Below are 25,273 nucleotides of genomic sequence, written 5' to 3'. Positions count from 1 at the left end.
GTATAGGGATAAGTAGTATGAAAAATTCTATAGAAAAATACAATGGAAATTTAGAAGTGAATGATTTAAATACTAGATTTTTAATAAATATTTGTATACCCTTAAAATCTAATGAAAATAATTTATACATAAAAAATGCATAATTATAAAAGCAATAAAAAAAGAACATCTAAACAATTAGATGTTCTTTTTTTGCCCAGTTATATCTAAAAAACACCCAGTTGTGTCTTTTATATTGTTAAAAGATTAAATAAAATATATATTTTTTATGAAAATACTTATGGGGATTTTAGGAGGTAAATATGTCAATTTTAAAAATAGAAAATTTGAGTAAGGTGTATGGAGAAAATGAAACTGAGGTAAAGGCGTTAAGCCATATAAACTTAGAAATAAACAAAGGTGAGTTTGTTGTAATAGTAGGTAAAAGTGGGAGTGGGAAAAGTACGCTTCTTCATATAATGGCAGGACTTGAAACACCTACATATGGAGATGTAATTATAGAAAATACAAATCTTTCTTCTTTAAATGAAAAAGAAAGATCATTGCTTCGTAAAGAAAAAATAGGATTAATATTTCAATCATATAACTTGATACCAGTTTTAACAGTGGAAGAAAATATAAAATTGCCAACTATAAATACAAGCAATCAAGATGATGGATATGTAAATGAATTGATGGAGTTACTTAATATAAAAGAAAGAAAAAATCACTTACCAAATCAATTATCAGGGGGGCAACAACAAAGGGTTGCAATAGGAAGAGCTCTTGTAAATAAGCCTGCTATTATATTTGCAGATGAACCTACAGGAAATTTAGATACAAAAACAGAAAGTGAAGTATTAAATCTTTTAAAAGAATCGCAGAAAAAATATAATCAGACGATAATAATGATAACTCATAATATGGATATTGCTAAATATGCAGATAAAATTATTAAAATAGAAGATGGATTTATTAGGGAGTAGGTGAGATTATGAAACTTATAGATATAGTTAAAAGTTATATTATGAAAAATAAGAAAAATTCATTATTAATAATTGTAAGTATTATAATTTCAACTGCGCTTTTTTTAGTAATGAATATAATAAGTGAAGATGCAAGAAATATAATGATAAATCAAGCAAAACAAAATTTAGGAACAAAGCATGCTCAGTATGGACTTAGAAATGATAAAGAAATTAAATATTTTGAAAAAAATTCAAGCATAGATAAATTAGGAAAATCAATGTTACTAGGGTTTAATGAAATGGGACATGGTCAAACTTTACAAATAGTAAATGATGATAAATTTGTACAAGAATTAGATAAAAGTTATTCTTTAAAAGAAGGAAATTTTCCTATTAAAGAAAATGAAATAGCAATAGACTCTTGGTATATACAACAAAAAGGAATAGAAAATCCAATAGGGAAAAGCATAAAATTAAAATATACAGGTTACGATTCGACTGGTAAGCATGTTTTATACCAAGGAGAAAAAGAATTTGAAATAGTTGGAATTCTAAAATGTAATCCAATATTAAAGGCTCAAGGAACTTGTATAGGAGTTATAAGTGAAGAATGTGCTAAAAAAAATATAACTGTTGAAAATAAATATAATCAAGTATTTTTTAAATTTAAAAAAGAAAAAGATATAACTAAGCAAGTTGAAAAAATTGCACAAGAAAATAATTTAAGTAAAGATGATTTCATGATAAATAAAGATTTAATATTATCAATTTCAGATAGTATGAGCTTAAAAATACCATATATTATAATTAATGTAATACTTTCTTTAGCAACTATATTATTAATTTACAATATTTTCTATATATTACTGGCTAGTAGAAGAAAAGATTTTGGAATACTTAGAGCAATAGGATTTACACCTTCAGAGATATCAAAAACTATGATGTTTGAAGTGTTTATATATGCAATAATAAGTATACCATTAGGATTGATATTAGGGGGATTAATAGCAAATTTAAGTAGGGAATATATAATAGGTGTAATATATGATATGAACTATGCAAATTCAATAAAAAGTCAAAGCTATATGAGTTTATATATTATTTCAACATTACTAAGTGTATTAACAATCATAATAGCAGTTTATAAACCACTTAGAGAATGTTCTAAAGTAGATCCTATGGTTTGCATGAAAAAGAGTGATGAAAAAATAAAGATAAACCAAAAGTCAATAGTAAGTAAGCTTATGACTAAGTTTTTTAAAGATTATGGGAATATAGCATCTAAAAATATACAAAGAAATAAAAAACGTACAAATTTAGCAATAGCATCTATGGTAATAATATTTTTTTTAATGTCAACATTATATACTAAATCTACTAGTAACTTCCTAGGTGATAATGGATTAAGGCACTGGATTCCTGGAGATTATTTGCTTCATAATATTGATTATAGTTCTGCTAGGGATAATAAGATGTCATATGATAAAGTTACATTGCAAGCTATAAAAAATATAGATGGAGTAACTAAAGTAAGTCCATCTAGAGATAAGATATTAGATATAGATATAGATATTGATAAAATAGATAAAAAATCTAGCTATTGGAAACAAGAACAAAATAATATTGAATCAAAAGCGGATTCTATAGAGTTTAGAGAAGGGAAAAAAGCTTACAGAGAACGATTTGAAGTTATGGGTATTGAGGATCATAGCATACTAGATGATAGTATTATAGATGGAAAATCAAATTTAAAAGACATAGATAATAAACCATATATATACATAGATAAATATTCAAGTGAAACATTAAAAATAAAAGTTGGAGATTATATAAAAGCAAATCTTGATGTATCAGATAGTAAAACTGGTGATTATAAAGAAACTATATCAAAGGACTTAATAGTAGCAGGAATAATAGACTATATACCATTAACTTCACAAGGAGTAGGATGTACATTTGGAGCTGTTATGTCCGTTAATCAAATGAATAAATTCACAGGTATTTCTACATATGAAAGATTTGATATATGGACAGGTAAATTTGCAAATCAAAAAAATATTGAAAGTGAATTAAATAAAATAATCGAAAATAGTGGTAAAGGGGTTTTAATTCCATATAAAAGTGAAGCTGCTGGACTTGAAAAAAGCGATAATCAAAAAGCTATGATTATGACTTTAGTTGTTGGAGTTATAGTTTTACTATCATTATTTAACTGTTGTAATACTATAGTTACTAGCATAAATAGTAGAAGTAGAGAATTTGCATTATTTAGAGGTATAGGAATATCTAAAGATGAAGTGAAAAAGATTGTTGTACTAGAAAGTTGTATATACATTGTATTAGGTTTTATTATTTCTATAATACCTACCTTGATAGTAAGGTACATAATAATAAAATCTTTTGAAACTATTCAATTAATCAACTTGAAGTTTATAATAGCTGTAATTTTAATATTACTAGTTATAAGTGCGATAATTATAATAACTACATTGAAAACATTAAAAAATGTTCAAGGTGAAGATTTTATAGAACAGATAAAAACTTTAGAATAAATTATAATAAGTAAGGGTAGCATTATGCTACCCTTACTTATATATTGCTACATTCTTCAAGTTGAACACCATCATTAAGCAATTCAAACTTTAAAGTAACTTTAAACAAATCACCATCAATATCTAGGTCAAGAGATCCATCTTGCATTTCAACTAAATTTCTAGCAATTGAAAGTCCAAGTCCACTTCCATTTGTATTTCTTGAAACATCTCCACGAACAAATCTTTCAAGTAGCTCATTAGGTGATATGTTTAATTTATGATTAGATATATTTTTCATAGATATAAAAACATATCCATAATTTGTATAAACATCAATATATACTCTTGTATTTGGCAAAGAGTATTTTGTTATATTAGTAATCAAGTTATCAAATACCCTAAACATTCTTTTTCCATCTATATTACTAAATACAGGGAAGTCAGGGGTATCAATTATAAAATCAAGATTAGAAGCTTCAATCTTATCGTCAAGCTCAACAATACTTTGTATTAAAAGTTCTTTTATATCTGTTTTTTCAAAATGAAGTTCTATATCACCACTACTTATCTTAGACGCTTCGAATATATCTTCGACAAGGGTTTTAAGTTTAGCAGCTTTTTTATCTAGTATATCTATATAAGTTTTAGTTGTTTGTTCATCTAGTTCATTATTTTTTAAAATATCTATATAGCTAATAATTGAAGTTAATGGAGTTTTTAAATCATGACTAACATTTGTTATAAGTTCTGTTTTTGTTCTTTCTCCTTTTAATTGACTTTCAAGAGCCTTATCTAACCCATCGCTTATATTATTGACACTTTGCGCAATAGAGGCTAACTCATCATTACCTATAACATCAAGTTCATGCTCTAAATCACCTTTTTCTATATCTTTAATATTTCTATCTATATACTCTATATAATCGACTTTTTCTTCAATCTTTTTATAAATATAAGCATAGCATATAAAACTAGCAATAGATAAATATATAGCTTTAATTAATGCATATATAGAATGAGCATAAAATAAAATCATTGATACATAAATGAATATAAATTGTATTAAGGCCGTTACAATAAATATGAACGATATTTTTTTATTTAGAGTATTTTTATTGCTTTTTGAAATTAAGCTATTTACTATTTTAATAGAAATAAATCTAGATTTTATAGTATCTTTGTTACAACGGACATTAAGAGATATTATATAAACACTCCATAAAATTATAGTGTCACTTATAATTAAGTCAAATGAATATGCGCTAAAGCTACTAATGCTTATATACTCTCGTATTACACAAAAAAATAGTAAAATAAGTACTAGAATTTCAATAGGAGCTATTATATTTAAAAGTCTTGTAAATGAATATAGAAATTTAATATTAGCTTTTCTATTAGTTAAATAAACTATCAAAGAAATTAAGGTCGTTCCCAACACAAAAGCCACTAAACTTTTTTGACTTAATGCAAATTCCATCATACGATGAGTATATAAGTATGATTCAAATAATATCGATAAAGATATAGAAAGTATAAATAACGATGAAAACTTTAAAAGTGGATTATTAATAAGCAATTTTTTCGATTTTGTAACCAATTCCCCACACCACCTTTAAATATTTAGGATCTTTTGAGTTAATTTCTATCTTTTCTCTAATTCTTCTAATATGCACAGCTACAGTTTTTTCACAATTATAAGCTATTTCCTCCCACACATGTTCATAAATATCCTTAGAAGAAAAAACAATTCCTTTATTCTCAAGCAAAAACTCTAAAATTTTAAATTCAATAGGAGTAACCTTAATATTCTCCCCATCTAAAGTAACTATTTTTGTATCTTTATTAAGGCAAAGCCCACCACTATTTAATATTGAATTAGTACAACTAGAAATATGGGGATTTTCACTCATTGTATTTAAGTTTATAAATCTTCTAAGTTGAGATTTAACACGAGCTATAAGTTCTAATGGATTAAATGGTTTAGTTATATAATCATCAGCACCCATGTTTAACCCTAAGATTTTATCCATATCTTGATCTTTTGCAGATAAAAGTATTATAGGAATATTGTTATTTTCTCTAATTTTAAGAGTAGCCTTAAGTCCGTCCATGTTTGGCATCATAACATCCATAATAACTAAATCTATATTACTATCTATTAAATTCTCAATAGCTTCCAATCCATCATATGCTTTTAAAATATTAAACCCCTCTGGTTTTAGATAAAATTCAATAGCATCAACTATTTCTCTATCATCATCAACTATTAATATATTTTCACCCATAAAATCACTCCTTCAGAAGTTATTATAACATAGAGTTTTATGCATTAAATCTATAAACACAAGATTAAATTATTAAGAATTTATTACGAAAAGTTGTAATTATTACAATTGAATAAAGAAGTTTATACAATGAACCTAAATTACGTTTTTGATAAAAAATTTAATGTAGAATTCTTTTGTAGCGATAAAGTAGTTTAATAGAAAGGGGAAGAATTATGAAAAAAAATTTAAACTTAGGAGTTCGATATATGAAAGCCTATAAGGCTAGGTCATTTGCAATTATACTAAGTATCATTTTATCAGTAGGTATGATAGTTGGAGTATTAACTTTAACAAAAACAGAAAAAATGAATGAATTACAAACAATGAAATACAATACGGGAATATATCATACAACATTTAAAGATTTAGATTATAATCAGTTAGAAAAAATTGAAAAGTCTAGTGATGTAGAAAATGTAGGTGCTTTTAATTTTCATGGAATTACGACGGATAAAGAAAAACAATCTGTAATAATGTTAAATTGTAATGATGATTATATAATATCAAATTCAAAGCTTGAAAAGGGAAGACTTCCAAAAGAAAAAAATGAAATAGTAGCTGAAGAATGGGTTTTAAAAAACTTAGGTATACAGCCTACATTAAACCAAAATATAAATCTTAATGTTGAAGATATAAACAAGAATGTAAAAGATGAAGAATTTGAATTAGTAGGGATTATAAAAGATAGACCTACTGAAAAGCAAGTAGCCAAAATGCAAATGTACTTACCTCTTCAAAAGGGAAGTGATCACTTAGAAGTTGGAGTAGCTTTTAACGAGAAAATAGATATACAAAATTATTCTTTAGAACTTGCAAAAAAAGCTAATATAAATAAAGACAATATAGGGATGCAAGAAGACTTTATATCAATTTCAAATGATGCAAACCATATTAGTTTAGATAATATATTGAGTGTATTAGTTATAAGTTTAATATGCGGAATAGTTATATACAGTATTTTTAATATATCTATGTATAAAAGATTTAGAGAATATGGAGTATTAAGGGCAATAGGAGCTAGAAATTCAAAGGTATTTAAATTGATATTAAATGAGTTAATGACTTTAGGTGTTATAGGTATGCCTATAGGGCTTGTAGGAGGATTAGGAGCATCTTTAATAGCTTATAAAAAATCCAGTGAATTAAAAACAAGTATAGCTTTAGATGGAAAAATTATAAATTTACATATGGTGTACCCCGTATTTGAAATAATACTAGCTATATTGTTTATGGTTTTAATATTACTTTTAATATCACTTTTTACATATAGAAAGATAAATAAGTTATCTATTATAGACTCTATAAAAGGTAACAGAAAAGAAAATAGCATAAAAAGAAATAGGGTAAGTGTTAAAGATTTAAGTAGATATATGAAAACATATAAAGCTATATCTTTTAAAAACATACTAAGAAATAAAAAACGATTTATAATGATAGTTTTATCTATGAGTATATGTGGAATTTTATTTATAAACTCTAACTATCGTTTACATTTGTCTCAAGAAGATGATTTTACATCAAATAGAGATAATTACAGCAATTCAGATATGAAAATTGATGTTTATGAAAATGAAAATCAAAGAAATGGATTAAGTAAAAAAGATATAAAACAAATTGAAAATATAGATGGTGTGAAAGAAGTAGTAAAATCTCAAATAATGAATGGAAGAATGGTTATAAATAAAGATGATATAGCTAATGAAGGCTATTTTGATTCTATAAATAAATCTATCAGGGGAAGTAACCTTTTTAAAGGATATCTTGTGAAAGATAAAATAAATGATGAATTAATATTAAAACAAAACCTTAGAGGATATGATGAAAAAGCTTTAAAAGAATTAAATAATTATTTAGTACAAGGAAATATAGATGTTGAAAAAATGAAAAAAGAAGACTTAGCAGTAGTTTATGTTCCTATGGTTACTGAAGAAAAATTTGATGGAGGGGTAAATTATAATAAGGTTGATAACGGTAAGCCTGTTGCAAATATAAAGGTAGGAGATACTGTTAAAGTTAAATTTAGAGAAGATGGAGAAAAGTCTGTAGAGGCATGTAGATTAGAAGATACTGATGGTAAGTACATAGAAAAAGAATTTAAAGTGGGGGCAGTAGTTAGCTATCCATTTATGGCAGAAGATACATACACAAGTGATGAGTGCGTAGATGTAATAGTAAGCGAAGATACATTTTCTAAAGCAACAAATAGTAAAGCTTATCAAGCTATAAATATAAACTTAAAAGAAGGTGCAAATGACAAAAAGGTTTACGATGAAATCCTAAAAACTACTATAAAAGTTAAAGGGGCTATGGCTAGAAATATAATTGAAGAAAAGAGAAATTCTGATGCAATGTATGAAAAATCTAGAGTTTTTAATGCTGCTATAGTAGTAGTGCTATTTGTAATTGCAGTTGTGAATGTAGTAAACAATATAAGCCAAAGCATAGTAGATAGAACTAATGAATTTGGAATGTTAAGAGCAGTAGGCCTTAATAATAAAGACTTTAGAAACATGATAATATTTGAAGGGATTATATATACAGCAATATCTAGTTTAATAATTATATTTGTATCTTTAATTTTAAATAAAACAACATATGACTCGTTTGGAGTATCTAAGCTTGGGATTGAATTTAGTATAAGATATATAGATTATATATCGATAATAGTAATAAATGCATTAATTGGAGTACTTGCAACTTACTTACCTGCTAAAAAATTAGAAAAAGTAAGTGTAGTTGAAATGATAAATATAAATGAATAAGTATATTGGGAGGATTTAATATGTCAATTTTAGAAACTATAAATTTATCAAAAACTTATGGGAATAAAGAGAGTAAAGTAAACGCATTAAACAATGTTAATATAAATATAGAAAAGGGAGAATTTGTTGCAATAATAGGGCCTAGTGGAAGTGGTAAAAGTACACTTCTTCACTTATTAGGAGGGCTTGAGAAGATAAGTAGTGGAAGTATAAAAGTAAATGGAAAAGATATTAGTAAGTTAAAAGATATGGAACTAGCAGAATATAGAAGAAAAGAAGTGGGGTTTGTATTTCAACAATACAATTTAATTCCTGTATTAAATGTAGAAGAAAATATAGAACTTCCACTAATGTTAGGAAATGATGATATAGATGAAATATATATAAATGAACTAATAGATGTTTTAGGTCTTAAAGATAGAAAAAATCATCTTCCTAGCCAACTATCAGGAGGACAACAACAAAGAGTTGCAATAGGGAGAGCATTATCAACAAAGCCAAGTATAATTCTTGCAGATGAGCCTACGGGAAACTTAGATAGTAAGACAACAGATGAAGTAATGGAGTTATTAAAAAAATCTATAAGAAAGTTCAAGCAAACATTAATAGTTATAACTCATGATATAAATATAGCTAAGAAAGCAGATAGAATAATTAATATAGTAGATGGAACTATAAAAATGTAAATAAAAAGCTGTCTCAAAATTAATAGCAGTGAAATTATAAATTTATCATAAGCTATATATTTGAGACAGCTTTTATAGTATGTAATTAATTATAAATATTTATGTTCTTATGTAATGTTTAAAAATGTACACATTTCCCACCACAATTGGTTTAAATTATAACAAGAAATTTACTCATTTTTAAGTTTAATTAATCTTCGTACATATAAGCTCTAGTCATTTTAATGTCGTTGTTAACACCTTTGCTTATTAAAATTTGATGTAAGTCTATTACTCCGTTATTGAAGCAAGCAGCACAAGAAGTAAGGTATAAATCCCACATTCTCACAAACTCTTCTCCAAACATTCCTTTTACAGTATCTCTTTCTTTATCAAAGTTTTTATACCACTCAATTAGAGTTCTTGTATAATGTCTTCTTAAACTTTCTACATCTAAAGTATAGAAATCGTATTTAGGGAATATATCTATAATTTCGCGTAAAGAAGGAATAACTCCACCAGGGAATATATATTTTTTTATCCAAGCATCACCAGGAGATTCTGTAAGACCGCTTATGTAATGTAATAAGAAAAGACCTTTTGGTTTTAAAACACTATTAACATTTTTTAAGTATAAATTATAATGTTCACGCCCTACATGTTCAAGCATTCCAACACTAACTATTTTATCAAAAGACATTCCAGAATGTTCAATATCTCTATAGTCCATTAATTTAACTTCTAAATAATCCTCAAGACCTTCTTCTTTTATTCTTTCTTGGAATTTTTTTTTTTGTTCTTCACTTAAAGTAATACCAGTACCTTTTATTTTATATTTTTTTGCGGCTTCTATAAGAAGATAACCCCATCCACATCCTATATCAAGTAGAGTTTCGCCTTCAGATAACTGTAGTTTCTTTAATATATGATGTATTTTATTCATTTGAGCTTCATAAAGTGTATCAGTTTCGTTTTTGAAATAAGCGCAAGAGTAGCTAAGTGTTTTGTCTAACCAAAGACTGTAAAAATTATTACCTAGATTGTAATGATAGCAAACTTCAGATTTTTGTTTCTTTTCATTACCAGCTTTTGAAAATATTTTACCAAGCTTAGCAAAGTTAGTGTGGAAATGATCTTTTTGACAACCAAATAAAGTATCGAGAGTAAGTAATAGGTCTCCATCAATGGTAATGTCACCACGCATGTAAGCTTCACCTAGAGTTAATGATGTGCTAGTAAGTAAATCTTTTTTACTTAGTGGATTATTGAAACAAACTTTAAAAGAAGGGTTTCCTTCTCCGACTAAAAATTCTTCTCCATCCCAAAGCTTAACCTCAAATGGATTAGTATCAAGCTTTGAAAGAAATTCTTTAATAAATATTTTATCTAGATTATTCATATTAATGTCACCTCTTTAAATTCAATACCCCTAAAATTTGAGAATAAACAAAAAATTTCAAATAAAATTTTAAAATACGACTTGACTGTGGAGTAACTACATACTTTATATTATTATGAGAGAAAGTTTTTAGGAGGTTAATATGGAAAATTCATTAGCAAAAAGTTTTAAATTTTCATCACTTATAAAGTTCACTATACCATCTATTGTTATGTTGGTGTTTATATCTTTATATACAATTGTTGATGGAGTATTTGTATCTAGATTTGTAAATACAGATGCATTGTCAGCAGTTAACATAGTATATCCGTTTTTAAATATCGTAATAGCTGTTGCGGTAATGTTAGCTACAGGCGGAAGTGCAGTTATAGCTAAAAAATTAGGAGAAAATAAAAGTAGAGAAGCTAAAGAAAACTTTACATTAATTGTATTAATAGGATTTATTTTAGGAATCTTAATATCTTTAATAGGATTTATATTTTCTAATAAAATTTTGAATTTATTAGGATCTACAGATGAGTTGTATAAGTATTGTATAGACTATTTTTCTGCGCTTCTTATATTTGCTCCAGCATTTATAGTCAACTTATTATTTCAATATCTAACAATAACAGCAGGAAAGCCAAAAGTGGGGCTTGCCTTGACTATAATTGGTGGTCTTACTAATATGATTTTAGATTATATATTTATAGTTCCAATGAATATGGGAATATCTGGAGCAGCTATTGCAACTGGTATGGGAAATTTAATACCAGCAGTACTTGGAACTATATATTTTATGAAAAAGAAATCTATTATTCATTTTGTAAAACCAAGATTTGATTTAAAAGTAATATTAAAAGCGTGTTCTAATGGTTCTTCAGAGATGGTTACAAATCTTTCAACTGGAGTAACTACTATGTTATTTAATTTAGCAATGATGAAGTTATTAGGAGCAGATGGAGTAGCAGCCATAACTATAGTTTTATATGGAGAATTTTTAATAAATTCTGCATATATAGGATTTTCTTCTGGAGTTGCGCCAATTATAAGTTATAATTATGGTAATGATAATAAATCAGAACTTAAAAAAATAATTAAGTACAGTATAAGATTTATATTAATGAGTTCAGTTACTTTATTTATAATTTCAATATTGTTTGCTCCAAATATAGTAGGAATATTCTCGCCTAAAGGAACTACTGTGTTTGATATAGGATACAAAGGTTTTTCACTTTTCTCACTAAGTTTTTTATTTACGGGAATAAATATTTTCTCATCAGCTATTTTTACAGCATTTTCAAATGGGAAAATATCAGCAGCTGTATCATTCTTAAGAACATTTGTATTTATAATATCAGGAATATTAATTTTACCTAGATTTTTAGGTGTAAATGGAGTATGGCTTGCAGTACCAATAGCAGAAGTTTTATCTATGATAATTTCTGTGACTTTTATATATAGATATAGAAATGTTTATGGATATGGAAAAGAAACTGAAACTCATAAAGAAAATAAAGAAAAGTCATATAAAGATATAAAGGAGTTTTAGATATGAAAAATAAAATACAAGAGCCAAAGATAAGCAATAATTTGGGGATACCAACGAATGTAATTGATGAAATTTTTGAAGAGGAATACTTAGAAAATAAAATAATTGAAAATACTACAATATCAGGTATTTATGAAGTTAGGCTTAGTTTGAATTCTTGTATATTTAAAAATGTAGAATTTGAAAGTTGCGATTTTAGAAAAATTGATATAACTGATGTGATATTTGAAAATTGTAATTTATCGAATATTAATTTTGATGATAGTGGTATTTATCGAACTAAATTTGTAAATTGCAAGTTGACCGGAACGTTGTTTGAAGATGCGATTTTAAAAGATGTTGAATTTAAAGATTGTTTAGGTAGATATTCTAATTTTTCATTTTCAAAATTTAAGGGTGTTTTAATTACAGATTCAGATTTTCAAAATGCAGTTTTCCAAGAAGTACAAAATAACAAACTAATATTAAATTCTTCAGATTTAAATAGTTCTATATTTAGTGGAACTTCATTGAATGGGGTTGACTTTACTACTTCTAGTATAGACGGTTGTGAAGTTAAACTAAACGATCTAAGGGGAGCTACATTTTCGGTTGCACAAACTTTGGAGTTAGCTAAACTAATGGGGATAATAATAAAATAGATAAAATAGGCTGATTATAAATATTTAGTAAACTTAATCAGTCTATTTTTTGTTAATTTGGTAAAGATAGGATTATAAGTAAAAATGAAAGGATATTAAAATGAAGCACGAAATTATATTGATAAATTGGGCATGTATATTCCTTATGTTAGTAGGAATGCTTATGATAATATTTATGAGAAAAAAGATAGATTATGTTCCTAAGAAATTTTATAATTTAAGTTTTTATGCGTTACTAATCTCAACATCTTTATATATCATTAAAGCTATTTTTATGAACATACATCCAAGTAGGAGTTTTTACATGATAATTATATATTTAGATTGGTTGATTATAACTCCTATGCTAATTAATATATTAGGATCAATTGGAATGTATTATGATCATAAAAACAAGAAGTTAGTATTAGGTATAATTTTTGTATATTTGATTATGACAATTAGCTTTATAACTTCAAACAATACAACTGGATTTACAAGTTGTATTACACTTTTGATTAGTTGTGTGTTTTTTATTATAAATTTCTGGCTAATTTGGGGACCTTTAGAAAATATAGCTAGCCTTCAAGGATGTTACGAATATAAATTATATAAATTATTAGCTTTATTTACTACAATAATTTGGATAGGATATCCTGCATTATGGGGAATAGGGCCTAGGGTTTTAGATATAATAGATCATAAATTATATATATATTTTAGAATAATAATTCCTACTATATATAAGTTAGGATTTATATTTATAGCATTACATGGAGTAAAAAAGGTAAATAAAATTAAACAGCATTAAAAAATTATAATTTAAGTTTAACGTTTCATTTTAATTTGTCATAAAATAAAATTTTTATAAAAAATATTTTTTTTAATATGGAATTTGGTAAAAATCTGTAGTACTATGTATACATAGACAACAAGATTAGACAAAAAACAACTAGAAAACAATAGGAATTGACATAAATATTAAAGCGGGTGTTCATTCTCCCAATGGCACCCTTATAACCTTTAGATGAAATACTATCCCCCCATAAATAGTATTTTAAACCTAATACCCACCCATTTAAAAGACTGTATCGGAAACAGTCTTTTTTTTTTCGATTATTTTAGTTTATAATTAAGTGAAGTCAAATGATTAGGAGAATGATATGAAAATTTTAATAGATGCAGATGGATGCCCTGTTGTTGATATAACTATAGAAGTTGCGAAAAAACTTGGAATAGAAGTAATACTAATGTGTGATACTTCTCATATATTTAATAAGCAAGGTATAGAAACTATAATTTTATCTAAAGGGGCAGACTCGGTAGATTTTGCATTAGTAAACAAGGTTAAGAAAGATGATATAGTAGTAACTCAAGATTATGGGCTTGCGGCTATGGTTTTAGCTAAATCAGGTAATCCAATAAATCAAAATGGTAAGCTTTATACAAGTGAAAATATTGATCAATTATTATTTACAAGACACATATCTAAAAAAGCTAGAAATGCAGGTTCTAGAATGAGAGGACCTAAAAAAAGACAAAAAGAAGATGATATAAACTTTAAAGATAACTTAATTAAATTAATCAACAATCTTAACAATTCATCCATGTAAAAGAAAAAGAGAAGTAAATTATTTCTGAAAAGGTGAATCGTATAATATATGTATTGACGAAACACTCACGTACGAAGTACGTCGTGTAAAGGAAAGACATATATTATATGATTCACTACCTAATCAGATTTAACTTACTTCTCTTTTTCTTTTTCTTTCTCTTTCTCTTTCTCAAATTCCATATCCCAAGAGAAATACCCATTATCTTTTTTAGTATATTTTAAAATAGCATCAAATTTATTTCCACTTTTGCTAGTCAAACCTTTAACTTTAGCAGAGCCACTTTTTAAAATACTTTTTACCATAGTTTTATTAGGTTTTTTCTTTAAAGCTAATAAGAATTTATCACTATTCCAAATTCCAAATTTACATTCTTTATAATTGGTGCAAATATAACCTTTAGAACATTCAACCACATCATTTTGACAGACTGGACATTTTCCAAAGCTTTCTTGTTTTGCTCCATCATTAGAGAAAGTTCCCTTAGAATATCTTTTAGTTTTAGGGTTATAGCTATAAACTTCAGTACTAATATTTTTATTACTATCATTTTTTATAGCCTCAACTCCATTTACTATGAAGTTCATTATATTCGTAAGGTACTCACTTCTAGTGAACTCTCCTCTTTGAATATCACTTAAGCTTTTTTCAAGTTTACCAGTGTAATCAACATCTAGTAAATCCTTTAAAGGGAATATTTCAACTAAGTTTTTACCTAAATCAGTAATATAATAAGATTTACCTTTTTTATTTACATAGCCTACTTCTGAAATTTTCTTTAAGACTTCAGCACGAGTAGCAGAAGTACCTATTGAGTAACCTGATAAAACTGCTGTATCCTCATCAGATACATTTTTACCGCAGTTTTTCATAGCTTTAAGCAGTGTATCTTCTGTATAAGATTTAGGAGGTGTAGTTTGTTTTGTTAATATATCCATTTTAACAACATCTACAACTTCATCTTTGTTAACAAACGGCAATAAGTCATCTTTTTCTTCCTTATTATATACTTCTAAGTATCCTTTAACTTTAAGAACTTTACCTTTTGTTAAAAATTTATGGTCATCCACGAAAGTATGAATTTCAGTGTTTTCATATTCAGCAGGAGGCATGAAGTTAGCTACAAATCTATCCTTTATAGCGTTATATACAATTTCTTCATCAGGAGTTAGCTTAGTAGGAATTATGTAAGTTGGCATAATGGCACTATGGCTATCAACTTTTGAAGAATCAAAAACTCTTTTACTTTTAGTAAATTTAATTTTATCTGCATAAGGAAGTCCAACTTTAAGTTTTTCTAAAGTTTGAGATGCCTTACCAGCTAAGCTTTCCTCTAAGTATATAGAATCAGTTCTTGGATATGTTATATATCCACCTTTTCCCTTACCTTCATATAAAGACTGACACACTTTTAAAACTTTATCAGAAGTAAAGCTAGAGTATTTTGAAGTTATGTAACCTTGAAGAGATGTTAAACTAAATAATTTAGGAGCATACTCTTTAGATGTTGTAACTTTCTTATCTTTAACAATACCAGTATTGGATGTTATACTATCGATTACTTTGTTAGCATCATCTATACTATCAAATTTTGATTCTTTTCCTTTTATATACTTACCTTTATATTTACCATTAGCACAACTGAAGTTTCCTTCTATTTCATAATATGTTTTAGGAATAAAATTAGCTATTTCCATATCTCTATCGTAAACTAACTTTACAGTTGGAAGTATAACTCTACCAATATTTAATAGTTTTCCATTTCCGTATTTTAAAGTAGTCATTGATGTAAAATTAATTCCAATTAGCCAATCAGTTACTAGTCTTGTGTAGCCTGCAGCTTGTAGATTTCTCATCTGTTCATCTGTTTTTAAAGTTGAAAGGCCTCTTTTAATATCTTCAGGAGTCCATTCATTTACTAGTATTCTTTTTATAGGCTTTTTATTTTTAGCTGTTAGAAAAATCAAAAAAGCTATCAGTTCACCTTCACGGTCATTATCTGTAGCATTTATAATTTCTTCAACATCGTCTCTATGAATTAACGATTTTACTATATTAAATTGCTTAGATTTAGACCCGTCAACTTTGAATCTAAATTTATCAGGGATAAAAGGAAAGTTTTCGCTTTTCCAAGATCCTGCATAAGACTTATCGTAATCTTTAACATCATATAAAGATACTAAATGACCTACAGCATAAGTAACTATATAGCCATTTCCTTCAAAATATCCATCACGTTTAGTTTTAGCACCTAAAAATGAGGCTATTGTTTTAGCAACAGAGGGTTTTTCTGCTAATATCAGTTTCATATTTAAAACCTCCTTAATAAAACCTATTAAATATATTAGCACATAAAAAGAAGTAACTTCAAGAAAAGTATAAAAATTATATGTATAAAGAAAAAAGTAAAAAATCCGTATATAATGAATTGACATATAACTAGGTAATAATTGGGAAGTCGTTACAAATGTAGACAAAATGTTACAATTTTGTAATAATAACTATAGTATAAAAATATATTATTGAAATTATCGAATATTTATAGGGAGAGGAGCAAAGCAACTATATGAATTTAAAGAAAAAAAGCATGATAGCTGGATTAATTTCAGCGGCGATAATAATTCCAGCTTCTACTGGGGTATCGTTTGCTAATACGAATGAACAAACTAAAAGTGTTGATTATAGAACTATAAAAGGGAATTCTGTAAACTTCAGACAAGGGCCAGGGACTAATTACTCATCTATTGGAAAGTTAAACACAGGAGATAAAGTTGAATATATAGAAACTGTAGGTTCTTGGACAAAAATTAAGTACAATGGAACAGAAGGATTTGTACATAGTGATTATGTATCAGGATCTACAGGAAATGAAGAGGACAATACGGTAAAAGGGAATAAGCAAGTTACAGGAAATAGCGTAAACTTTAGACAAGGGCCGGGAACAAGTTATTCAGTTATAAAAACTTTAAACAAAGGAACACAAGTAGGTGTAATATCAGAAAGTAATGGGTGGTCAAAAATAAGCTGTAATGGAACAGTGGGATATATATCATCTCAATACCTAGGAGATATAAATTCAGGTGGCGGACAAGAAGATAATACAGTAAAAGAAAATAAACAAGTTACTGCTAGCAGTGTAAACTTTAGACAAGGGCCAGGAACTAATTACTCTGTTATAAGATCATTAAGCAGAGGAACACAAGTAGGAGTAATATCAGAAAGTAATGGATGGTCAAAAATAAGCTATAATGGAACAATAGGATATATATCATCTCAATATTTAGGAGATATAAATTCAGGTGGCGGACAAGAAGATAATACAGTAAAAGAAAATAAACAAGTTACTGCTAGCAGTGTAAACTTTAGACAAGGGCCAGGAACTAATTACTCTGTTATAAGATCATTAAGCAGAGGAACTCAAGTAGGAGTAATATCAGAAAGTAATGGGTGGTCAAAAATAAATTATAATGGAACAATAGGATATGTATCATCTCAATATTTAGGAACTGTAGATTCAGGTGGTGGAGAAAATCCAGGACAATCATCTAGTGCAGATAAAGTTATAAATATTGCTAAACAACAATTAGGAAAGACATATGTATGGGGAGCTGAAGGTCCAAATACTTTTGACTGTTCAGGATTCACTTTATATTCATTTAAAAATGGAGCAGGAGTAAACCTTCCTAGAGTTTCTAAAGAGCAAAGTAAATATGGAACATCTGTAAGCAAAAGTAATCTTCAAAAAGGAGATTTAGTTTTCTTTGATACAGATGGAGACGGTGTAGTAAACCATGTTGGTATATATATTGGAAATAATGAATTTATACATGCTTCATCAGGAGCTGGAAAAGTTGTAATATCACAGTTCAACAGTTACTATAATTCTAAATTTACAAATGCAAGAAGAGTTTTATAAAAATAAAAAGCGTAAGCTTTTTATTTTTTTTTACTTTATGTGTATAAATATGATTGCAAATTGAAAATACTAATAAAGTCATCATAATTATAGTATTAAGTGAAGGAGTGTAGTCATGTGCTTAATAACTGATTTTTACCAATTTAAATACAGTAAGAATAATTGCTATATAGAATTTTATATGGATAGAGATGCTGTTTTAAACATAGAGAACGCTCTAGATGAAAGATTAAGTAACTGTGTAACTAATAGAGATTCAGAATGTGCATATATGAGGTTAAAAGAGCTATTTGAAAATGCAAGATTGTCAAGTAACTCACAATATGTAGAAATCAGAATGAATAAGTGTTATATGATTTATATATCTAATTTGCAGTTGTATTTTAGAAACCAAGGGCAATATGCAGTTTTAGATGTGTTATATAAGTATTTACAGACATCTATGGTTGAAGAATATGAAAGCTTAAAAATATTTAATATATTAGATGAAGAGACGAAGATAAGAGTTTTATCTAATGTTTAATAAAAATAAAGCAGGTTCTATTAAATAATAGAACCTGCTTTATTTTTATTAAAATGTTTTTTTACTTTCTTGGTAATCATATATATCCATTAAAGCTTCTCCGAATCTTTGATAATGAATGATTTCCCTTTCACCTAAGAAACGAAGAACATTTTTAATATCTACATCGTCAGTTAAATTAGTAAGTTGATAATAAGTTGCTAAAGCTTTTTGCTCTGCAGCCATATCTTCATGCAAGTCTGTTACCGGATTTCCCATAACAGCTATTGTAGATGCTGAAAAAGGAACGCCATGAGCATCTGACGGGAATATTCCAAATCCATTTTGTGCGTAGTTTTCACCAAGTCCAGCTTTTCTAAGTTCTTCTGGAGTTGCATCTTGAGTAAGTTGATAAACCATACTAGCAATCATTTCAACGTGAGCTAGTTCTTCTGTACCAATATCGGTTAAAAGTCCCTTAGACTTACTTGTTGGCATAGTAAATCTTTGAGATAAATATCTTAAAGCCGCTGCCAATTCTCCATTAGGACCTCCAAATTGAGTTATTAAATACTTAGCCATTTTTAAATCCTTAGATTTAAGATTTACTGGATGTTGTAAAGTTTTTTGATATATCCACATAAAATTATCCCCCTATTTACATTTCATAAAATTTATTTTCCCAAGGCCATGGACCTTCTACCCATTGAAAAGGACTTTGACTTGGAGAGTATCCAAAGTTATTTAATGGTCCATATCTTTTTTCATAGTTCATTCTAGCTTTAGCAAACTCTGAACATAGTTTGTTATAAGTTGCTAATGCTCTTTCATCATCTTTATTATTGTCTAGGTATAAGTTCATATCTAAACATGCAAAACAAAGTTCTTCTATATCTGTCAACATATCAGCACGTGTAGCCATTATCTTTTACCTCCATTAATTTTTTTTATATATCTATATAAATCTTTATTGTACATAGTAGATTCCCATAAATTTAATTCAGGAAATATAGTTCCATATTGAAGTGCTTTTGACAAATTATACATTTTGCAAAACACTTGATCATTAACATATGGTCTAGCTAATTCACAACCACAATTCTTTTTTACAATTCTATCGTTTCTATCGTTCACCAAAATTCCTCCAGTTCAAATGATGTATTTTAAAAATTATATCTAAATAACAGTTAAATTAACTGTATCTAATAGCATAATATTCATATGTAGCTAAAAAGTTACACAAAATTTATAAATTAAAAAACATATATAATAAGCAGAAATTTGAAGATAATAATAAAAGCAAATGATTTTCTGGGAAATAATTAGATATAAGGTAGGAATATCTTGAACTAATATTGGGCTTTATGATAAAATAAGTTGCATGTTCACAAAAAGATGAGGTGATTGAATGAGCGAATTAGCAGGAAAAGGCTGTGAAATTATAGTTCCTTTTGATGAAAGACAGCCACTTAAAGATATCGAAAGAAGTATTGTAAAAAGATATAGAAAAAACTTATGGTCTAAGTTTATAAAGGCTATAAGAGCATATAATTTAGTTGAAGAAGGCGACAAGATTGCAGTAGCTATATCTGGAGGAAAAGATAGTTTGCTTATGGCAAAGATGTTCCAAGAGTTAAAAAGACATAGTCAAGTAAACTTTGACGTTGAATTTATAGCTATGGACCCTGGATATCATAAAGATATAAGACAATTATTAGTAGATAACTGTGAATACTTAGATATACCTATACATTTATTTGATTCAAAAATATTTGAAATTGCAGATGAAATAGCAAAAGATTATCCTTGTTATATGTGTGCAAGAATGAGAAGAGGAGCATTATATTCTAAAGCAGAAGAGTTAGGATGTAATAAATTAGCTTTAGGACATCACTATGATGATGTAATAGAAACAACAATGCTTAATTTATTATGCGCGGGTAACTTTAAAACAATGCTTCCAAAGTTAAAATCTACAAACTTTGATGGAATCGAAATAATAAGACCTTTATACTATATAAGAGAAGAACATATAGTTAGATTTATACAAAATAGTGGTATATGGCCTTTAAACTGCGCTTGTATGGTAGCGGCTAAAAAGACAGGTAATAAGAGATATGAAATAAAAGATCTTATTAAGAACTTAGGCGATAACTTCAAAGATGTAGAAAAATCTATTTTTAAAGCTGCAGAAAATGTAAATATTGATTCAGTTTTAGGATGGCAACAGGATGGAGAAAAACATTCTTTCCTAGAGAGATTTGAGTAGGGTGTACTTAGTACATCCTTTTTCTTTTAGATTGATATTAATAAAAATGTATTATAAAATTATATTATGATAAATTTAATTAAGTGGTAAAATGTATAGGTTTTATGCTTTAGAGAGGATGAAGGGGATGAAAAAAATATATATAGATTTTGAGATGAATATGTCAAATTCTAAATATGGAAGAGATATAAATAATGCTGATATTATTGCTATTGGAGCTGTAAAATACGATATGGCTACAAAGGACATTTCAAATTTTAAATCGTTGATAAAACCAGTAAGCGAGATTGATATATATCCTCACATAGAAGAACTTACTAAAATAACCAATGAAGAAATTGCTGATGCACCTACTTATGAAGAGGTAATGAGAGATTTCAAAAAATGGCTAGGTGAGTTTTCAGAAATAGAAGGTATTTATACTTTTGGGAATCTAGATTTAACATGTTTTGCAAATACAGATCGAAGAAGTTCTAAAAAAAATAACCATCCAAGGTTTGTTAATAATATAAAAGATTTATTTATTGACATAAAAAAAGAATACTTAAATAAAGGTATTAGATGTATAAATTATATATCTTTAAAGAATTTACTTGAATATTCAAATGTTGAGTTTGACGGAGAAGCACACGATCCTTTAGCCGATGCATACAATTTGCTTATATTAGACATGACATTAACTAATAAAAAATGTATAAGAGAATTGTTGATTATAAAAGATTTAATAAAAAACCCTTTTGTCGAAATTAATACAAATTTAGAATTTGTTTTTGAAGAATATAAACATAGAGTGCATGTTGATGAAGAAAATGTAAATTTAGATGATATTTCTATAGAGATTTTAAAAACCTTAAGATTATATCTAAAGTCTATAATTGATTTAGATATATACAATATAGAATATATAAAAGATGTTAGTAAAAAATTACTTACATTTAAGAACCTTATTGATATAAGTGAGGGATACTTTTATCTATTAGAAAATGTGTACCTAGATATGATGGAATTAATGGAAGATTTATCGTATTATAAGTTAGGTCAAGACCAATATAAACAAGAATTGACTCAAATATTAGAACTATTTGAACAAGATTTAGAAGAAGAAAAATTAAATTTAGAAGAAGTTTTACAAGCCAGCTACTAAGCGCATTTTAGCAGTAGTTGGTTTGTTTTTGTGTGTATAAAAAATATTATATATAATGGAAATATTTTGAAAATTATTGCAAGATGATTAGGTTTTAGATTATAATATAGGAAAAGGTTAACATTTTTTGGACAAAAGAGGGGGCTTTAAAAATGGAAGTTATAAAAGGAACAGTATTATTATTAGCAGTACTGACCGCGTTCTCAGTATTTAGTTACAAGGCGCCGCATGGTATGAAGGCTATGGGTGCACTAGCTAGTGCAGCGTGTGCTACATTTTTAGTGGAAGCTATACAGTTTTCATTACTAGGAAATACTCTTGGAATTCCATTTCTTAGTGAACTAGGATCAATAAATGGAGGACTTGGAGGTTTAGTTGCAGCATCATTAGTTATGTTAGCATTAGGAGTTTCTCCGGTATATTCAATGTTACTAGGAATAACTTGTTCAGGATTAGGAATACTACCAGGATTTATAGCTGGATATTTAATGTCATTTGCAGTTAAGTATTTAGAAGAAAAAGTTCCTCCAGGACTTGATTTATTAGTCATGGTAATTGTAATGGCACCAATAACTAGGTTAATAGGTGTGTCATTAGAACCTGTAGTAAATAGTACATTATTAACAATAGGAGAAGTAATAGCAGGATCTACAAATTCAAGTCCAATAGTAATGGGATTAATAATAGGAGGATTCTTCACATTAATATCAACATCTCCATTAAGTTCTATGGCACTTACAGCTATGCTAGGTTTAACAGGAGTACCTATGGCGATAGCATCACTACCTATATCAGCAACATCTTTTGCAAACTTTATATTATTTAAAAAATTAAAATTTGGAGATACAAGAGACACTATATCTGTTGTAATTGAACCATTAACACAAGCAGATATAATATCAGCAAATCCAATACCTATATATGTAACAAACTTTATAAGTGGGGCGCTTGGAGGAGTAGTAGTTTCAGCTATGGGGCTTGTGAATAATGCACCAGGGACAGCTGCACCATCTGCAGGACTTCCAGTTATGTTTGCATTTAACCCCGCTAAAGAAGTTTTAATATGTATGGCTATATGTGCTGTAATAAGTTCTATTGTAGGATTTGCAGGAAGTTATGTATTTAGAAATCATAAGATAGTTACAGCTGCAGAAATAAGAGGATAATATTTTTTACATAAACTAAATAAGAATATACAGACTGTCTTGCAGTAAATTTGTATAAGTTTAATACTTAGTTGCAGATTTTACTTTGGGGCAGTCTTTTTTGTTAAAAAATTCATTATCTTCTGTCGTATAAATAAAATCATTTTTTTGGACTTGTATATATAAACTTATATTATAAGAATATAAGGAGGACTATGTATGGAAGGTATAAAAAGTTATTTTGAAATGGTATTTGTTATATTTATTACTTTATCAATGGCATTTATGGGAATTAAGTTATTATTATTTATTTTAGAAATTAGAAAGAATAAACAAAGAAAAAGTATCAACGGATATAGTGAAAAAACAAATAATTTGAGAGGTGGATATAGAGGGATTAAAAGAAATCAAACTGACGAGAGTAATAACTCAGTTAAAAGTACCAAAATAAGTAATAAAGATGATAAATATGAAATTTTAAAATATGATAATGGAGATACATATAAAGGGGAATTAGTGGACGGAAAAAGAAGCGGATTTGGAATTTGCATCTTTGCAAATAAGGATAGATATGAAGGTTTATGGAAAGAAGATTTGATGCATAGTATAGGAAAGTATATTTATAGTGATGGCTCTATTTATAGTGGGGATTTTAAATTTGGAACTATAGAGGGGATAGGAATGTATACTTTTGTAAATAAGGATATTTACAAAGGTGAGTTTAGAAATGGAAAAAGAGAAGGGAAAGGACTTATTATATACAACAATGGAGATAAGTTTTCGGGCACTTTTACCGATGGATTAAGAGAAGGAAAAGGCAAGTATGTATGTAATAACGGAGGAGTATTTGAAGGTGAATATAAAGAAGACAAATTAAATGGAAAAGGAAGTTACTCATATGCTGATGGAAGTAAATATATAGGTGAATTTAAAAATAATGTATATCATGGAAAAGGTGTACATACTAATGAATTTGGAGACATATATGAAGGTGAATTTAAATATGGATATAAAAAAGGTTATGGGATATTAAAGTATAGAAATGGAGAAAGTTATAAAGGTTATTTTAAAGATGATAAATTTGATGAAAAAGGTTTATATGTATATAAAGATAATTCAGTTTACGAAGGCGAATATAAAGATGGAAAAAAATCCGGAGTTGGAACTTATACATGTGAAAGTTATAGATATATAGGGGAATGGAAAGATGATAAGAAAAGTGGAATAGGAACATATTATTTAGTAAATGGAACAAAGATTGAAGTTTGTATAAAAGATGAAATAATAACTAAAGGGGAGCTTATCAGAGAAGGAAAAGAAAACAAAGAGATAAAAAATATAGATATAAGCAAAAACGAAAAAGAGGTAATAAAAAACATTTAAGTAGTTACAATAAGGCTACAAAGCATATACTATAATTACAAAGGTAATTGAAATAGGGTATAGTATACTTAAGGAGGGAGATTTAATGTTTTTAATATGGATTATAATAGGGATAGTATTACTTATAATTGAAGCTGTTACAGTAAGCTTTCTATCTATATTTTTCGCCATAGGCTGCCTTGTAGCAGGGCTAGCATCATTTATAATACCTTCTTGGGGTGCACAAATCGTAATAATGTGTATTGTTTCAGGGATAGGAATTATATTTGGTAGAAGTGTACTTCAGAGATACTTTGAGGTAAATAAAGAAATAAAACCATCTACCATAGATGCTTTAATAGGAAAAACTGGTGTAGTAGTAAAAGATATTAGCTCAGACGAACCTGGATTAGTAAAATTAAATGGAGAAGTTTGGACTGCAACATCAGTTAATTCAATAGAAATACCTAAAGATGCCAATGTAGTTGTTGAAAAAATAGATGGGGTAAAATTAATTGTAAAAATTGCATAAGGGAG

At 27.5% G+C, this 25,273-nt stretch carries 23 protein-coding genes; 16 read left to right on the top strand and 7 right to left on the bottom strand.

The window, feature by feature from the left end; translation table 11 throughout:
* Positions 1 to 2 precede the first annotated feature (2 nt).
* The 3 genes from RWY47_RS18145 (at position 3) to RWY47_RS05605 (ending at position 3,499) form a co-directional block, all read left to right on the top strand.
* Entirely contained in the window at positions 3 to 143 is a 141-nt protein-coding gene (locus tag RWY47_RS18145) for a GHKL domain-containing protein (protein ID WP_442953953.1), read from the top strand.
* 159 nt (positions 144 to 302) lie between these two features.
* Complete coding sequence (locus tag RWY47_RS05610) at positions 303 to 965, top strand: ABC transporter ATP-binding protein (RefSeq protein WP_224170475.1); 663 nt, start codon at positions 303 to 305, stop codon at positions 963 to 965.
* 8 nt (positions 966 to 973) lie between these two features.
* Positions 974 to 3,499: an ABC transporter permease gene (locus RWY47_RS05605; RefSeq protein ID WP_224170476.1), complete on the top strand. Its 2,526-nt coding sequence runs from the start codon at positions 974 to 976 to the stop codon at positions 3,497 to 3,499.
* Positions 3,500 to 3,536: 37 nt separating this feature from the next.
* On the opposite strand, the gene RWY47_RS05600 is transcribed toward RWY47_RS05605, so the two are convergent.
* Together RWY47_RS05600 and RWY47_RS05595 are read right to left on the bottom strand one after the other, a co-directional pair.
* Positions 3,537 to 5,078, bottom strand: a complete 1,542-nt coding sequence (locus tag RWY47_RS05600) for a HAMP domain-containing sensor histidine kinase (RefSeq protein WP_150842196.1) — start codon at positions 5,076 to 5,078, stop codon at positions 3,537 to 3,539.
* Positions 5,047 to 5,766 (bottom strand): response regulator transcription factor, encoded by a 720-nt coding sequence (locus tag RWY47_RS05595; protein WP_150842197.1) that lies wholly within the window; start codon positions 5,764 to 5,766, stop codon positions 5,047 to 5,049. Before RWY47_RS05595 ends, RWY47_RS05600 begins: the two co-directional genes overlap by 32 nt.
* 215 nt (positions 5,767 to 5,981) lie before the next feature.
* Between RWY47_RS05595 and RWY47_RS05590 the strand changes: the two genes are divergently transcribed.
* Both RWY47_RS05590 and RWY47_RS05585 read left to right on the top strand, forming a co-directional pair.
* Complete coding sequence (locus RWY47_RS05590) at positions 5,982 to 8,570, top strand: ABC transporter permease (protein ID WP_150842198.1); 2,589 nt, start codon at positions 5,982 to 5,984, stop codon at positions 8,568 to 8,570.
* 20 nt (positions 8,571 to 8,590) lie between these two features.
* Complete coding sequence (locus tag RWY47_RS05585) at positions 8,591 to 9,256, top strand: ABC transporter ATP-binding protein (RefSeq protein ID WP_021429785.1); 666 nt, start codon at positions 8,591 to 8,593, stop codon at positions 9,254 to 9,256.
* Between the two features lie 190 nt (positions 9,257 to 9,446).
* On the opposite strand, the gene RWY47_RS05580 is transcribed toward RWY47_RS05585, so the two are convergent.
* Positions 9,447 to 10,634, bottom strand: coding sequence for an SAM-dependent methyltransferase (locus RWY47_RS05580; RefSeq protein ID WP_224170478.1), 1,188 nt, complete (start codon positions 10,632 to 10,634; stop codon positions 9,447 to 9,449).
* A 142-nt stretch (positions 10,635 to 10,776) separates the two neighbouring features.
* On the opposite strand from RWY47_RS05580, the gene RWY47_RS05575 reads away from it, so the two are divergent.
* From RWY47_RS05575 to RWY47_RS05560, 4 genes are all read left to right on the top strand, one after another.
* Entirely contained in the window at positions 10,777 to 12,165 is a 1,389-nt protein-coding gene (locus tag RWY47_RS05575) for an MATE family efflux transporter (RefSeq protein WP_224170479.1), read from the top strand.
* A 2-nt stretch (positions 12,166 to 12,167) separates the two neighbouring features.
* The gene (locus RWY47_RS05570; protein WP_035114459.1) at positions 12,168 to 12,806 is read left to right on the top strand and encodes a pentapeptide repeat-containing protein; all 639 of its coding nucleotides are present in this window, start codon (positions 12,168 to 12,170) and stop codon (positions 12,804 to 12,806) included.
* 100 nt (positions 12,807 to 12,906) lie between these two features.
* A complete protein-coding gene (locus RWY47_RS05565) occupies positions 12,907 to 13,596 on the top strand; it encodes a bacteriorhodopsin (protein ID WP_224170480.1) in 690 nt (229 codons plus the stop codon).
* A gap of 352 nt (positions 13,597 to 13,948) precedes the next feature.
* Positions 13,949 to 14,398, top strand: a complete 450-nt coding sequence (locus tag RWY47_RS05560; RefSeq protein WP_021429793.1) for a YaiI/YqxD family protein — start codon at positions 13,949 to 13,951, stop codon at positions 14,396 to 14,398.
* A 134-nt stretch (positions 14,399 to 14,532) separates the two neighbouring features.
* Here RWY47_RS05560 and RWY47_RS05555 read toward each other — a convergent pair whose 3' ends face one another.
* Entirely contained in the window at positions 14,533 to 16,707 is a 2,175-nt protein-coding gene (locus RWY47_RS05555) for a type IA DNA topoisomerase (RefSeq protein ID WP_150842199.1), read from the bottom strand.
* A gap of 257 nt (positions 16,708 to 16,964) precedes the next feature.
* Here RWY47_RS05555 and RWY47_RS05550 point away from each other — a divergent pair, with 257 nt between their 5' ends.
* Both RWY47_RS05550 and RWY47_RS05545 read left to right on the top strand, forming a co-directional pair.
* A complete protein-coding gene (locus RWY47_RS05550; protein ID WP_316030268.1) occupies positions 16,965 to 18,314 on the top strand; it encodes a C40 family peptidase in 1,350 nt (449 codons plus the stop codon).
* 115 nt (positions 18,315 to 18,429) lie between these two features.
* Positions 18,430 to 18,837: a hypothetical protein gene (locus RWY47_RS05545; RefSeq protein ID WP_150842201.1), complete on the top strand. Its 408-nt coding sequence runs from the start codon at positions 18,430 to 18,432 to the stop codon at positions 18,835 to 18,837.
* Between the two features lie 48 nt (positions 18,838 to 18,885).
* Here the strand turns inward: RWY47_RS05545 and RWY47_RS05540 are convergent, their stop codons facing one another.
* From RWY47_RS05540 to RWY47_RS05530, 3 genes are read right to left on the bottom strand one after another with little or no spacing between them, the layout of a single operon-like run.
* Entirely contained in the window at positions 18,886 to 19,458 is a 573-nt protein-coding gene (locus RWY47_RS05540) for a manganese catalase family protein (protein WP_035114442.1), read from the bottom strand.
* A 16-nt stretch (positions 19,459 to 19,474) separates the two neighbouring features.
* Complete coding sequence (locus RWY47_RS05535) at positions 19,475 to 19,738, bottom strand: spore coat protein CotJB (RefSeq protein WP_035114438.1); 264 nt, start codon at positions 19,736 to 19,738, stop codon at positions 19,475 to 19,477.
* Positions 19,738 to 19,950 carry a spore coat associated protein CotJA gene (locus tag RWY47_RS05530; protein ID WP_052169059.1) on the bottom strand — a complete coding sequence of 71 codons (213 nt, stop codon included), beginning with the start codon at positions 19,948 to 19,950 and terminating at the stop codon, positions 19,738 to 19,740. Before RWY47_RS05530 ends, RWY47_RS05535 begins: the two co-directional genes overlap by 1 nt.
* Positions 19,951 to 20,224: 274 nt before the next feature.
* Between RWY47_RS05530 and RWY47_RS05525 the strand changes: the two genes are divergently transcribed.
* The 5 genes from RWY47_RS05525 (at position 20,225) to RWY47_RS05505 (ending at position 25,268) form a co-directional block, all read left to right on the top strand.
* The gene (locus RWY47_RS05525) at positions 20,225 to 21,085 is read left to right on the top strand and encodes a tRNA 2-thiocytidine biosynthesis TtcA family protein (RefSeq protein WP_021429844.1); all 861 of its coding nucleotides are present in this window, start codon (positions 20,225 to 20,227) and stop codon (positions 21,083 to 21,085) included.
* A gap of 127 nt (positions 21,086 to 21,212) precedes the next feature.
* A complete protein-coding gene (locus RWY47_RS05520) occupies positions 21,213 to 22,229 on the top strand; it encodes a 3'-5' exonuclease (RefSeq protein WP_195945457.1) in 1,017 nt (338 codons plus the stop codon).
* Between the two features lie 152 nt (positions 22,230 to 22,381).
* The gene (locus tag RWY47_RS05515) at positions 22,382 to 23,395 is read left to right on the top strand and encodes a PTS sugar transporter subunit IIC (protein WP_021429898.1); all 1,014 of its coding nucleotides are present in this window, start codon (positions 22,382 to 22,384) and stop codon (positions 23,393 to 23,395) included.
* Positions 23,396 to 23,593: 198 nt separating this feature from the next.
* Positions 23,594 to 24,757 (top strand): MORN repeat-containing protein, encoded by a 1,164-nt coding sequence (locus tag RWY47_RS05510; RefSeq protein ID WP_168932159.1) that lies wholly within the window; start codon positions 23,594 to 23,596, stop codon positions 24,755 to 24,757.
* 85 nt (positions 24,758 to 24,842) lie between these two features.
* Entirely contained in the window at positions 24,843 to 25,268 is a 426-nt protein-coding gene (locus RWY47_RS05505; protein ID WP_021429822.1) for an NfeD family protein, read from the top strand.
* The last annotated feature ends 5 nt before the right edge of the window (positions 25,269 to 25,273 follow it).

The sequence above is a fragment of the Paraclostridium sp. MRS3W1 genome, from assembly GCF_032465715.1.
Lineage (GTDB): Bacteria > Bacillota > Clostridia > Peptostreptococcales > Peptostreptococcaceae > Paraclostridium > Paraclostridium dentum.
The sequence above is the reverse complement of the archived record's forward strand: the minus strand, read 5'-3'. Positions and strand labels throughout refer to the sequence as shown.

What these genes read in the sequence shown, in the direction of transcription:
- RWY47_RS05610 (WP_224170475.1), top strand. Translation starts at nt 303, where the DNA reads ATGTCAATTTTAAAAATAGAAAATTTGAGTAAGGTGTATGGAGAAAAT.
- RWY47_RS05605 (WP_224170476.1), top strand. Translation starts at nt 974, where the DNA reads ATGAAACTTATAGATATAGTTAAAAGTTATATTATGAAAAATAAGAAA.
- RWY47_RS05595 (WP_150842197.1), bottom strand. Translation starts at nt 5,766, where the DNA reads ATGGGTGAAAATATATTAATAGTTGATGATGATAGAGAAATAGTTGAT.
- RWY47_RS05590 (WP_150842198.1), top strand. Translation starts at nt 5,982, where the DNA reads ATGAAAAAAAATTTAAACTTAGGAGTTCGATATATGAAAGCCTATAAG.
- RWY47_RS05585 (WP_021429785.1), top strand. Translation starts at nt 8,591, where the DNA reads ATGTCAATTTTAGAAACTATAAATTTATCAAAAACTTATGGGAATAAA.
- RWY47_RS05580 (WP_224170478.1), bottom strand. Translation starts at nt 10,634, where the DNA reads ATGAATAATCTAGATAAAATATTTATTAAAGAATTTCTTTCAAAGCTT.
- RWY47_RS05575 (WP_224170479.1), top strand. Translation starts at nt 10,777, where the DNA reads ATGGAAAATTCATTAGCAAAAAGTTTTAAATTTTCATCACTTATAAAG.
- RWY47_RS05570 (WP_035114459.1), top strand. Translation starts at nt 12,168, where the DNA reads ATGAAAAATAAAATACAAGAGCCAAAGATAAGCAATAATTTGGGGATA.
- RWY47_RS05565 (WP_224170480.1), top strand. Translation starts at nt 12,907, where the DNA reads ATGAAGCACGAAATTATATTGATAAATTGGGCATGTATATTCCTTATG.
- RWY47_RS05560 (WP_021429793.1), top strand. Translation starts at nt 13,949, where the DNA reads ATGAAAATTTTAATAGATGCAGATGGATGCCCTGTTGTTGATATAACT.
- RWY47_RS05555 (WP_150842199.1), bottom strand. Translation starts at nt 16,707, where the DNA reads ATGAAACTGATATTAGCAGAAAAACCCTCTGTTGCTAAAACAATAGCC.
- RWY47_RS05550 (WP_316030268.1), top strand. Translation starts at nt 16,965, where the DNA reads ATGAATTTAAAGAAAAAAAGCATGATAGCTGGATTAATTTCAGCGGCG.
- RWY47_RS05545 (WP_150842201.1), top strand. Translation starts at nt 18,430, where the DNA reads ATGTGCTTAATAACTGATTTTTACCAATTTAAATACAGTAAGAATAAT.
- RWY47_RS05540 (WP_035114442.1), bottom strand. Translation starts at nt 19,458, where the DNA reads ATGTGGATATATCAAAAAACTTTACAACATCCAGTAAATCTTAAATCT.
- RWY47_RS05535 (WP_035114438.1), bottom strand. Translation starts at nt 19,738, where the DNA reads ATGGCTACACGTGCTGATATGTTGACAGATATAGAAGAACTTTGTTTT.
- RWY47_RS05525 (WP_021429844.1), top strand. Translation starts at nt 20,225, where the DNA reads ATGAGCGAATTAGCAGGAAAAGGCTGTGAAATTATAGTTCCTTTTGAT.
- RWY47_RS05520 (WP_195945457.1), top strand. Translation starts at nt 21,213, where the DNA reads ATGAAAAAAATATATATAGATTTTGAGATGAATATGTCAAATTCTAAA.
- RWY47_RS05515 (WP_021429898.1), top strand. Translation starts at nt 22,382, where the DNA reads ATGGAAGTTATAAAAGGAACAGTATTATTATTAGCAGTACTGACCGCG.
- RWY47_RS05510 (WP_168932159.1), top strand. Translation starts at nt 23,594, where the DNA reads ATGGAAGGTATAAAAAGTTATTTTGAAATGGTATTTGTTATATTTATT.
- RWY47_RS05505 (WP_021429822.1), top strand. Translation starts at nt 24,843, where the DNA reads ATGTTTTTAATATGGATTATAATAGGGATAGTATTACTTATAATTGAA.